Source organism: Pseudomonas sp. YL2 (genome assembly GCF_023063025.1).
Taxonomy (GTDB): domain Bacteria; phylum Pseudomonadota; class Gammaproteobacteria; order Pseudomonadales; family Pseudomonadaceae; genus Aquipseudomonas; species Aquipseudomonas putida_A.
Genome location: NZ_JAJSLU010000030.1, coordinates 1 through 11,161, shown reverse-complemented (window position 1 = coordinate 11,161; position 11,161 = coordinate 1). Strand labels below are relative to the sequence as shown.

General features: G+C 61.0%; 9 protein-coding genes. 4 read left to right on the top strand and 5 right to left on the bottom strand.

Translation table 11 applies throughout. From position 1 onward, the window contains the following. Positions 1-108: 108 nt before the first annotated feature. Positions 109-594 (bottom strand): YajQ family cyclic di-GMP-binding protein, encoded by a 486-nt coding sequence (locus tag LVD08_RS27320; RefSeq protein ID WP_003227548.1) that lies wholly within the window; start codon positions 592-594, stop codon positions 109-111. Between the two features lie 140 nt (positions 595-734). Here LVD08_RS27320 and LVD08_RS27315 point away from each other — a divergent pair, with 140 nt between their 5' ends. From LVD08_RS27315 to LVD08_RS27305, 3 genes are read left to right on the top strand one after another with little or no spacing between them, the layout of a single operon-like run. After that, positions 735-1,652, top strand: coding sequence for a putative 2-dehydropantoate 2-reductase (locus LVD08_RS27315; RefSeq protein WP_247269717.1), 918 nt, complete (start codon positions 735-737; stop codon positions 1,650-1,652). Positions 1,653-1,697: 45 nt separating this feature from the next. Then, positions 1,698-3,734 carry a sensor histidine kinase gene (locus LVD08_RS27310; RefSeq protein WP_007962086.1) on the top strand — a complete coding sequence of 679 codons (2,037 nt, stop codon included), beginning with the start codon at positions 1,698-1,700 and terminating at the stop codon, positions 3,732-3,734. Between the two features lie 3 nt (positions 3,735-3,737). After that, the gene (locus tag LVD08_RS27305; protein ID WP_027612526.1) at positions 3,738-4,322 is read left to right on the top strand and encodes a cob(I)yrinic acid a,c-diamide adenosyltransferase; all 585 of its coding nucleotides are present in this window, start codon (positions 3,738-3,740) and stop codon (positions 4,320-4,322) included. A 123-nt stretch (positions 4,323-4,445) separates the two neighbouring features. On the opposite strand, the gene LVD08_RS27300 is transcribed toward LVD08_RS27305, so the two are convergent. The 4 genes from LVD08_RS27300 to secA all read right to left on the bottom strand — a co-directional run bounded on the left by LVD08_RS27300 (position 4,446) and on the right by secA (position 10,275). Continuing rightward, complete coding sequence (locus LVD08_RS27300; protein WP_247269716.1) at positions 4,446-5,390, bottom strand: Nudix family hydrolase; 945 nt, start codon at positions 5,388-5,390, stop codon at positions 4,446-4,448. Next, positions 5,387-6,019 carry a glutathione S-transferase family protein gene (locus LVD08_RS27295; protein WP_096795096.1) on the bottom strand — a complete coding sequence of 211 codons (633 nt, stop codon included), beginning with the start codon at positions 6,017-6,019 and terminating at the stop codon, positions 5,387-5,389. The genes LVD08_RS27300 and LVD08_RS27295 overlap by 4 nt, the downstream gene beginning before the upstream one ends. A 180-nt stretch (positions 6,020-6,199) precedes the next feature. Further along, positions 6,200-7,417: a bifunctional glutamate N-acetyltransferase/amino-acid acetyltransferase ArgJ gene (gene argJ / locus LVD08_RS27290; protein ID WP_103367418.1), complete on the bottom strand. Its 1,218-nt coding sequence runs from the start codon at positions 7,415-7,417 to the stop codon at positions 6,200-6,202. A 122-nt stretch (positions 7,418-7,539) separates the two neighbouring features. Continuing rightward, positions 7,540-10,275, bottom strand: coding sequence for a preprotein translocase subunit SecA (gene secA, locus LVD08_RS27285; RefSeq protein ID WP_027612522.1), 2,736 nt, complete (start codon positions 10,273-10,275; stop codon positions 7,540-7,542). 307 nt (positions 10,276-10,582) lie between these two features. Here secA and LVD08_RS27280 point away from each other — a divergent pair, with 307 nt between their 5' ends. After that, entirely contained in the window at positions 10,583-11,038 is a 456-nt protein-coding gene (locus tag LVD08_RS27280; RefSeq protein ID WP_096795098.1) for a DUF721 domain-containing protein, read from the top strand. Positions 11,039-11,161 lie beyond the last annotated feature (123 nt).

The following is an 11,161-nucleotide window of genomic DNA, read 5'->3' as shown; positions in this document are numbered from 1 at the left end:
GGAGGGGGGGGGGGGGTCCCCGCAGGACGCCGCGGTTCCCTCAACAGTGGGGTCGCCCCCCACGGCGCCTCCGGACGCACCCCCCCTCCCACAGCCATCTGACCGGACTTAGTCGCGGAAGTTGTTGAACTGCAGTGGCATGCCGAATTCCTTGGCGCGCAGAGCCGCGATGGCTTCCTGCAGGTCATCGCGCTTCTTGCCGGTCACCCGCACCTGCTCGCCCTGAATGGCGGCCTGCACCTTGAGCTTGGCGTCCTTGATGTGCGCGACGATTTTCTTCGCCAACTCCTTGTCGATGCCTTCCTTGAGGATCGCGTCCTGCTTCATCAGCTTGCCCGAGGCGTAAGCGTCTTTTACTTCTAGGCACTGCACATCGATCTTGCGCTTGGTCAGGGCCAGCTTGAGGATCTCGATCATCGCTTCCAGCTGGAACCCGGCTTCAGCGGTCAGGTTGACGGTCAGGTCCTTTTCCTTGAACTCGAAGCTCCCTTTGCCTTTCAGGTCATAGCGACGATCAAGTTCCTTCACGGCGTTCTCGACCGCGTTGGTCAGCTCGTGTTTGTCCAGTTCGGATACCACGTCGAACGACGGCATGTAATCTCTCCAATAAAAAGGCGCGCTCGATCAGGAGGGAGCGCGCTTGGCTTGCGGTTAAAATCCGGCTCATTATAACGGGTCTTTTCCCACCGATACGGCGAGCCTTCCATGCCAGTACCTTACCGAGTGAAAAACTGATGTCCACCCCCTGGCACGTTCTTGGCGCCGGCAGCCTCGGCACCCTGTGGGCCACGCGCCTGGCGCGGGCCGGTCTGCCGGTGCGGCTGATCGTGCGGGATGCCGAGCGCTTGCGCAGCTATCAGGCGGCCGGTGGTCTGACGCTGGTCGAACACGGCGCAGCCACGACCTATGCCGTCCCTGCGCAAACGGCGGACGACCCGGAGCCGATCCGCCGCCTGCTGGTCGCCTGCAAAGCCTATGACGCCGAAAACGCCGTCGCCCGCCTCGCCCCGCGCCTGAGCGCAGATGCCGAGCTGATCCTGCTGCAAAACGGCCTCGGCAGTCAGGACGCGGTCGCAGCGGTGGTTCCGCAGGCACGCTGCATCAGCGCCTCCAGCACCGAAGGCGCGTTCCGCGACGGCGACTGGCGCGTGGTGTTTGCCGGCCACGGTTTCACCTGGTTAGGCGATGCCGGCCATCCGGTGGCGCCGATCTGGCTGGACGATCTTGAGGCGGCGAAAATCCCCCATGAATGGAGCACCGACATCCTCACCCGGTTGTGGCGCAAGCTGGCACTCAATTGCGCGATCAATCCGCTGACCGTGCTCCACGATTGCCGTAACGGCGGGCTGGAACAGCATCAATGCGAAGTCGCCACGTTGTGCAGCGAATTGGCCGAGTTGCTGGAGCGTTGCGGTCAACCGGCAGCCGCGGTCAATATGCAACAGGAAGTCGAACGGGTGATTCACGCCACGGCGGCCAATTACTCGTCGATGTATCAGGACGTGGCCAACCGCCGCCGCACCGAAATCAGCTATCTGCTGGGCCACGCCTGCAAAGTCGCCAGCCGTCATCAACTGAACCTGCCGCACCTCACTCAGTTGCAGCAACGTCTGGTCGGCCATCTGCGCAGCCTTGGATTGCCCAGCGACTGAGCAGCGGCTACGCTGGCCACTTGTTCCTTTGCTGCGATAAACCTGATGCCATTGCGCCAGCGCCTTGAAAACCTGCCGGTCGGCCAGAAACTGCTGGCCGCCCTGCTGGTGTTGTTGACCACCGTCCTGCTGGTCGCCAACCTGACCTTTATCAGCGCCGCCTATTACATCTCCCAGGAAAGCATGGCGCCGCAAGCTTTGCAGACCATCGGCCGACTGATCTCCAACCCTAGTCTGGTCGCACAAGCCCTCGAGTCGCCCCAGAGCGCCGAACGCCTGCTCAAGGAACTCGACAGCTATTCGCCACTGCGCGCCGCCGCGTTGTATGACGGCAAGGGTGACCGCATCGCCCAGGTGCAGCGTGGCGACAAGCTCAATCTGCCGGAACGCTATCGACACGTCGAAGCCTGGCAGCTCACCGAGTTTCGCAGCAATCAGTTGATCACCCTGCCCCGCCCCGGCACCGCGCCCGGGCACTTGCTGCTGGTCGCCAGCAGTGAACTGCCGATGGCGTTCTACACCGGCACCCTGACTGCCAGTCTCGGCATCCTGATTTTCAGTGTGCTGCTGTGGCTGGTGATTGCGCGGCAGATCAAACGCCTGATCACTCGGCCGATCCATGAACTGGAAGAGCTGTCGCGTCAGGTCACTCGCGAAGAGAACTATGCCCTGCGCGCCTCACGCGGCAACCACGATGAAATCGGCAGCCTCGCCGAGGCGTTCAACACCATGCTCTCGCGCATCGAGGCTCGCGAACAGCAGCTCAAGCGGGCCCGCGATGACTCGCAGGCCGCCTACGATCAGGCCCAGGGCCTGGCCGAAGAAACCCGCCACACCAACCGAAAACTGGAGCTGGAAGTCCAGGTTCGGAGCAAGATCGAGAAGAAGCTCACCGGCTTCCAGAACTACCTCAACAGCATCATCGACTCCATGCCCTCGGCGCTGATCGCTCTCGACGAACAGCTCTACGTGACCCAGTGGAACCAGGAGGCCAGCGCCCTCTCCGGCACGCGCCTGGATGAAGCGCTGAACCAGCCGATCTTCCTCGCCTTCGAACCGCTCAAGCCGTTTCTGCCGCAACTCAAGCAGACCGTGGAAGAACACACCGTGGCGAAGATCGAGCGGGTGACCTGGTTCAAGGACGACGAGCCCAAGCACTACGCCCTGACCTTCTACCCACTGATGGGCGGTGCCGGGCGCGGTGTGGTGATCCGTATCGACGACATCACCCAGCGCCTGTCGCTGGAAGAAATGATGGTGCAGTCGGAAAAAATGCTTTCGGTCGGTGGTCTCGCCGCCGGCATGGCCCATGAGATCAACAACCCGCTGGGCGCGATCCTGCACAACGTGCAGAACATTCGGCGGCGGCTGTCGGCAGATCTGCCAAAAAACCTCGAAACCGCTGAACAGCTCGGCATCGAACTGGACACGGTCAACCGTTACCTGCAGAGCCGCGAAGTGCCGAAACTGCTCGACGGCATCCAGCAGGCCGGCGCGCGGGCGGCAAAAATCGTCACGCACATGCTCAGTTTCAGCCGCCGCAGCACTAGGCAAATGGCCCCCTGCGATCTGCCGGCGCTGATTGATCAGGCGGTGGAAATTGCCGGTAACGACTTCGATCTGGCAATCGGTTTCGACTTCAAGGGCCAGGCGATCATCCGCCAGTTCGACCCGGCGCTCGGCCCGGTGCCGGGCACCGCCAACGAACTGGAACAAGTGCTGCTCAACCTGCTGAAAAACGCCGCGCAAGCCATTCACCAGCGCGAAGACGACAGCGAGCCGGGGCGGATCATTTTGCGCACCAAACTGAACCCGCCATGGGCCGAGATTCAGGTCGAGGACAACGGCATCGGCATGAGCGAAAACGTGCGCAAACGCACCTTCGAGCCGTTCTTCACCACCAAGGAAATCGGCCAGGGCACAGGGCTGGGGCTGTCGGTGTCGTACTTCATCATCACCAACAACCACAAAGGGCAGATGGAAGTGCAATCGGCGCCGGGCCAGGGCACCTGCTTCACGTTGCGCCTGCCACTGACCCAACCGGCGGCCATCGCCGCCGAAACCAATCAACTACCGAGGTAACCCATGGGCTTTCGCTTGTCGAAGATCTACACCCGCACCGGCGACACTGGCGAAACCGGCCTGGGCGATGGCCGCCGCGTGCCCAAGGATCACCCGCGCATCGAAGCGATTGGCGAAGTCGATACGCTGAACAGTCAGGTCGGTGTGCTGCTGGCCGGGTTGATCGCCGAACGTGAGGCATTCCCGGGATTGAATGAACTGATCGACGTGCTCGCTCCTTGTCAGCATCGTCTGTTTGATCTTGGCGGTGAGCTGGCGATGCCGGAATATCAGGCGCTGAACACGGCAGAAATCGAGCGCCTGGAAGCGGCGATTGATGTGTGGAACGAGGAATTGGGGCCGCTGGAGAATTTCATTCTGCCGGGCGGTTCGATGCTGATTGCCCAGGCCCATGTGTGCCGCAGTCTGGCGCGCAGTGCCGAGCGGCGTTGTCAGCATTTGAACGCGATCGAGCCGTTGGCCGGGGTTGGTTTGGCGTATATCAATCGGCTGTCGGATCTGTTGTTTGTGGCCGCAAGGTTGATTGCGCGGCGGCAGGGGATTGCGGAGATCTTGTGGCAACCGGCGGCGAAACCTTCAGATATCTAGCGCCTGTAAGGACGCCTTCGCGAGCAAGCCCGCTCCCACAGTTGATTGCATTCATCCAGTTGGAATGCAGTCAAATGTGGGAGCGGGCTTGCTCGCGAAGAGGCCATCAGCCTCACAACATAATCAAGCTTCTGGCCAGAACGCGCGAATCCCCGCCACACCCTGCGCGCCAACACCCCAGGCCCTCTCACGTTCCGCCGGGCCAACCCCACCCAACAGAAACACCGGTTTGCTGAAGCCCTCGATCAACGTCGAAGCCTGCTCCCAGCCCAACGGCTGCGCATCCGGATGGGTCAAGGTTGGTTGAACCGGCGACAAGGTGACGAAATCCACACCCATCTGCTCGGCCAGCGCCAGTTCTTCAGCGTTATGGCAGGACGCCGCCAACCAGCGCTCAGCTGGCAGCGGTCGCCCTGCTGCGGCGTATTTGCGCAGTTGCGCGGCGGTGATGTGCCAACCGGCAGACGGGAAATCGCCCAGCCATTCGAACGGCCCCTTGATCATCAAATGCGCCTTGCCGGCACACAGACCGGCTGCATCTACCGCCAGATCGCGGTATTTGGGGTCATAGCCGTTCGGCGCGCGCAGCTGGATCAGTTTGATCCCGCCGGCAATCGCCTTCTGAATGCCGCGCAGCAAGGCCGGGGCCTCCAGATCTTCCGGCGTGATCAGGTATTCGCCGGGCAGGCGCGCCGCGGCCACGATCGGCTGATTGGCCGCCGGGAACTCGTAGTTCAGCAGATCCTTGGCGGTCACCCAGGCCAGTGGCTGACCTTCGGCACCGTGCGGCTCACCGCTGAAGCTCGACACTTCCCAGACATCCAGCAACACCTGTTTGTCCGGGTAGTCGTGGCGAACCTTGATCAATGGACGAGCGGCGCCAACGACAATGCCCAGCTCTTCCTGCAGCTCGCGCGCCAGTGCGCTTTCGACCGATTCGTCAGCCTCGACCTTGCCGCCGGGAAATTCCCACAAGCCGCCCTGATGCTGGGTATCGGCACGACGGGCGATGAGGATTTTGCCGCTGTCGTCACGAATGACGGCAGCCGCGACATGTACGCGTTTCACGGATTCAACTCCTCCAGTCCAGCCTTTTGCCACGCCTTGAAGGCGGGCCATTGGTAGACGGTTTCAACATAGGCTTGATCAACCGTCGGCAACTGCACCTGGTAAGTCCGCAGGCGCACGGCAATCGGTGCGAAGAACGCGTCAGCCAGGCTCACCCGGCCAAACAGATACGGCCCAGGCTCCGTGGCGGCAGCACGGCATTCAGCCCACAGCGCGAGCATGCGTTCGATATCGACCTTCACCTCTGGCGGCACCGGGTTGAGCGGTGCGTCATGGCTCAGGTTGAACGGCATGTGATTGCGCATGGCGAAAAAGCCACTGTGCATCTGCGCGCAGGCGGATCGCGCCTGGGCACGGGCGAACAGGTCGGTTGGCCAGAGCTGTTCGGACGGGAACTGCTCGGCCAGGTATTCGGCGATCGCCAGAGAGTCGGCGATGGTGCCGCGAGAAGTTTGCAGCAGCGGCACCTTGGCGGTCGGCGAATGCTTGAGCAGCTTCTCGCGGGTGTCGGGCTTGCCGAGTTTGATCAGTTCTTCGCTGTAGGGAGCGCCGGTCAGCTCCAGCGCCAGGGCAGCGCGCAGGGACCAGGAGGAAAGCAGTTTGTCGCCGATGATCAGGTGCAGGGACATGGTGTGGCGCCTTTTCGTCAGTGGAAAGCTTCAAGACTTAGAGTGACTGGGCCGACGCTTTCGCGGGCAAGCCCGCTCCCACAGTAGTTTCGGTCGTGCACAAATCTCGTGTACACCACAGAGCCCTGTGGGAGCGGGCTTGCCCGCGAAGAGGCCGGCAGCCCACCCTCACCCTTTGGATCAGGTGCGGTACTCGGCGTTGATCTTCACGTATTCATGCGACAGGTCGGTGGTCCAGATGGTTTCGCTGCAATCGCCGCGACCCAGTTCGATGCGGATGGTGATCTCTTCCTGCTGCATCACCGCCGAACCCTGTGCCTCAGTGTAGGTCGCTGCGCGTGCGCCACGGCTGGCGATGCACACGTCGCCGAGGAACACGTCGATCTTGCTCACATCCAGATTCGGCACGCCGGCACGGCCGACAGCGGCCAGAATACGGCCCCAGTTCGGGTCGGAGGCGAACAGCGCGGTCTTGATCAGCGGCGAGTGGGCCACGGTATAACCGACGTCGAGGCATTCCTGATGATTGCCGCCGCCGTTGACTTCAACGGTGACGAACTTGGTCGCGCCTTCGCCGTCACGCACGATGGCCTGGGCCACATCCATGCACACTTCGAACACAGCCTGTTTCAGCTTGTTGAACAGCTCGCCTTCGGCGCGAGTGATTTCCGGCAGTGCAGCCTTGCCGGTGGCAATCAGCATGCAGCAGTCGTTGGTCGAAGTGTCGCCGTCGATGGTGATGCGGTTGAACGACTTGTTCGCACCGTCGAGCATCAGGTTGTGCAGTACGTCGCGGGAAACTTTGGCATCGGTGGCGATGTAGCCGAGCATGGTCGCCATGTTCGGGCGAATCATGCCTGCACCTTTGCTGATGCCGGTGACGGTAATGGTCACGCCATCATGCTCGAACTGGCGGCTGGCACCCTTGGGCAGGGTGTCGGTGGTCATGATGCCAGTGGCGGCAGCTTCCCAGTTGTTTTCCGACAGATCATCCAGCGCCGCTTGCAGTGCGCCTTCGATTTTCTCGACCGGCAGCGGCTCACCGATCACGCCGGTGGAGTACGGCAGGATCTGGCTGGCATCGACACCGGTCAGCTCGGCCAGTTTGGCGGTGGTGCGCTCGGCAGCCGCCAGACCCGGCTCACCGGTACCGGCGTTGGCGTTGCCGGTGTTGGTCAGCAGATAACGCACGTCGTTGTGCACGCGTTTTTTCGCCAGGATCACCGGCGCGGCGCAAAAGGCGTTCAACGTGAACACACCGGCCACGGTCGAACCTTCGGCGCAGCGCATCACTACCACATCCTTGCGCCCAGGGCGCTTGATGCCGGCCGAGGCAATACCGAGTTCAAAACCGGCAACCGGGTGCAACGTTGGCAAAGGACCAAGACCAACAGCCATGAATGCGCTCCTTACTCAATGATGTCAGCACCGCTCACAGGGATGGCGGTGGTGTAAATGGCAAAACGCCGCGACGGCAGGAGCCGGTCGCGGCGCGGGTATTTCAGCGATTGAAACGGGGGTTACTGGATCTGCCCGTGGCAATGCTTGAATTTCTTGCCCGAACCGCAGTAGCACAGTTCGTTGCGACCCAGCTTCTGCTCGTTGCGCACCGGCGCGGTGGCGAGGGCGACATCGACCTCTTCACCCAATACTTCCGGCTGCTCCAGACCAGGGGCCTCGGCGTGTTCGAACTGCATGCGCGCGGCCAGTGCTTCGGCTTCCTCACGCAGGCGTTGCTCTTCGGCTTCCGGATCTTCGCGGCGCACCTGAACGTGCGACAGCACACGGATCGAGTCGCGCTTGATCGAATCCAGCAGCTCGGAGAACAGCGTGAACGACTCGCGCTTGTATTCCTGCTTCGGGTTCTTCTGGGCGTAGCCACGCAGGTGGATGCCGTGACGCAGGTGATCCATGGTCGACAGGTGGTCTTTCCATAGGTCGTCGAGCACGCGCAGAACAATTTGTTTCTCGAACGAGCGCAGTGCTTCCGCACCGGCCTGATCTTCTTTCTCGTTGTACGCTGCCATCAGCTCGACCATCAGCTTCTCGCGCAGCGTCTCTTCGTACAGGTGATCGTCTTCGTCGAGCCATTGCTGGATCGGCAGTTTCACCCCGAAGTCGCTGGCAATCGACGCTTCCAGACCGGCCACGTCCCACTGCTCTGGCAGCGATTGCGGTGGAATGTGCGCGCTGACGGTGGCGTTGAGCACGTCCTGACGGAAATCGGCGATGGTTTCACCGATGTTGTCGGCGGCCAGCAACGTGTTACGCATGTGATAGATCACTTTACGCTGTTCGTTGTTGACGTCGTCGAACTCGAGCAGTTGTTTACGGATGTCGAAGTTGCGACCTTCCACCTTGCGCTGCGCCTTCTCGATCGCGTTGGTCACCATGCGGTGCTCGATCGCTTCGCCCGGCTGCATGCCCAGGGCTTTCATGAAGTTTTTCACCCGATCGGAGGCGAAGATGCGCATCAGGCTGTCTTCCAGCGACAGGTAGAAGCGGCTGGAACCGGCATCGCCCTGACGGCCGGCACGGCCACGCAACTGGTTGTCGATACGACGGGATTCGTGACGCTCGGAGGCGATCACCTGCAGACCGCCGGACTCCAGCACCTGCTGATGACGCTTCTGCCAGTCGGCCTTGATCTGGGCGATCTGCTCGGGGCTCGGGTTTTCCAGCGCCGCGACTTCCACTTCCCAGTTACCGCCCAGCAGGATGTCGGTACCACGACCGGCCATGTTGGTGGCGATGGTCAGGGCGCCCGGACGACCGGCTTGCGCGATGATCTCGGCTTCTTTTTCGTGGAACTTGGCGTTCAGCACCTTGTGTTCGATGCCTTCCTTGTTGAGCAGGTTGGACACATGCTCGGAAGTTTCGATGGTCGCGGTGCCCACCAGGATCGGACGGCCCTGGGCCATGCCTTCCTTGATGTCATTGATGATCGCCGCGTATTTCTCTTCGGCGGTCAGGAACACCAGGTCGTTGAAATCTTTACGCGCCAACGGCTTGTTCGGCGGAATCACCATGACCTGCAAGCCATAGATCTGGTGGAATTCGAACGCTTCGGTGTCGGCGGTACCGGTCATGCCGGACAGCTTGGTGTACAGACGGAAGTAGTTCTGGAACGTGGTCGAAGCCAGGGTCTGGCTCTCGGCCTGAATGTTCAGACCTTCCTTGGCTTCGATGGCCTGGTGCAGGCCTTCGGACAGACGACGACCCGGCATGGTACGACCGGTGTGTTCGTCGACCAGTACGACCTGACCGTCCTGCACGATGTATTCGACGTTGCGGTGGAACAGCTTGTGCGCACGCAGACCCGAATAGACGTGGGTCAGCAGGCCCAGGTTATGCGCCGAGTACAGGCTCTCGCCTTCAGCCAGCAGGCCGACACCGGTGAGCATTTCTTCGATGTACTGGTGACCGGCTTCGTTGAGTTCGACCTGACGGGTCTTCTCGTCGATGGTGTAGTGACCGGCCTTGGTGACCTGGCCTTCGACTTCTTCGACGTGCAGTTCCAGCTGCGGGATCAGTTTGTTGATCTCCATGTACAGCTTGGAACTGTCCTCGGCCTGACCGGAAATGATCAGCGGGGTACGGGCTTCGTCGATGAGGATGGAGTCGACTTCGTCGATCACGGCAAAATTGAGTTCGCGCTGGAATTTCTCTTCCATGCTGAACGCCATGTTGTCGCGCAGGTAGTCGAACCCGAATTCGTTGTTGGTACCGTAGGTGATGTCGGCAGCGTAGGCGGCGCGCTTCTCTTCCGGCGGCTGGAACGGCGTCACGACGCCGACGGTCAGGCCGAGGAATTCATACAGCGGGCGCATCCAGTTGGCGTCACGGCGGGCCAGGTAGTCGTTCACGGTTACAACGTGCACGCCCTTGCCGGACAGCGCGTTGAGGTAAACGCCCAGGGTCGCTACGAGGGTTTTACCCTCACCGGTACGCATTTCGGCAATCATGCCTTCATGCAGGGTCATGCCGCCGATCAACTGGACGTCGAAGTGGCGCATGCCCATGACGCGCTTGCCGGCTTCACGGGCGACCGCGAAGGCTTCAGGCAACAGCTTGTCGAGGGATTCCCCTTTGGCGATACGGGCCTTGAACTCATTGGTCTTGGCGCGCAATTGATCGTCCGAAAGGGCCACCATTTGCTCTTCGAAGGCATTGACGAGCTGCACCGTCTTGAGCATGCGTTTGACTTCACGCTCGTTCTTGCTTCCAAAAAGTTTCTTTAACAAAGGCGCAAACATATCGGCAGGATCTTCCACACTAAAGGGATGGAGGGCGGCCCCGTGAGTCGCCCGTGCAGCCCTCATGGCCGCATGCGAACGAGCATTCTACCCGGAAACGGTGGTGAGGAAAGTGGCGATATTCCACGATGCTGGCACTGCGCTTTGACGGGGCTCACTTAAAATAAGGGCGTTTTGCTCAACTTCAACCCATCAAGGCAAGAAGTTAGTTGTTGATTTAATGGGTAAAGCAGGGACAAAAGCAATGGGCGAGTGGTTCCGTTGCTTTCTGCTAACATGGCGCTTCTGTTACTTCAGGTGTTCGATCATGGCATTTCGCCCCCTTACAGCCAGAGCGCCCGCCGTTCTGCTACGCGAAGCCAAGCCGCTCAAAGCCATTCTTGGTCATGCCCAACGCCTCGCTCATCTGCAACGCCTGCTTGAAAGCCAGCTGCAACCTGCCGCCCGCGCACATTGTCATGTGGCCAAGTGGCGTGAAGGCGAACTGTCGCTGGTGGTCACCGACGGCCATTGGGCGACACGCCTGCGCTACCAGCAAAAACGCCTGCAACGGCAATTGCAGCTGTTCGAAGAGTTCGCCAACCTGACGCGAATCAAATTCAGCGTGCGACCACCGATCGTCCAGCCTGGGGCTGTCGGGCACACGATGGACCTGTCGAGCAATGCGGCGGCGACCATTCAGTCCACGGCCGACGGGATCAGCGATCCCGCTCTGCGTGCGGCACTTGAGCGCCTGGCGGCACACGCCAAAGACAAATCCTGATCTCAATCCAGAAAACTGCCACTTATCTAATGTGGGAGCAACTGTCTTACTACCACCGTTCGTCACCGCCACTCTGTGCCGTCTCGCAGCATGGCATTCAGTCTGATCAGCAGTATTCGCATA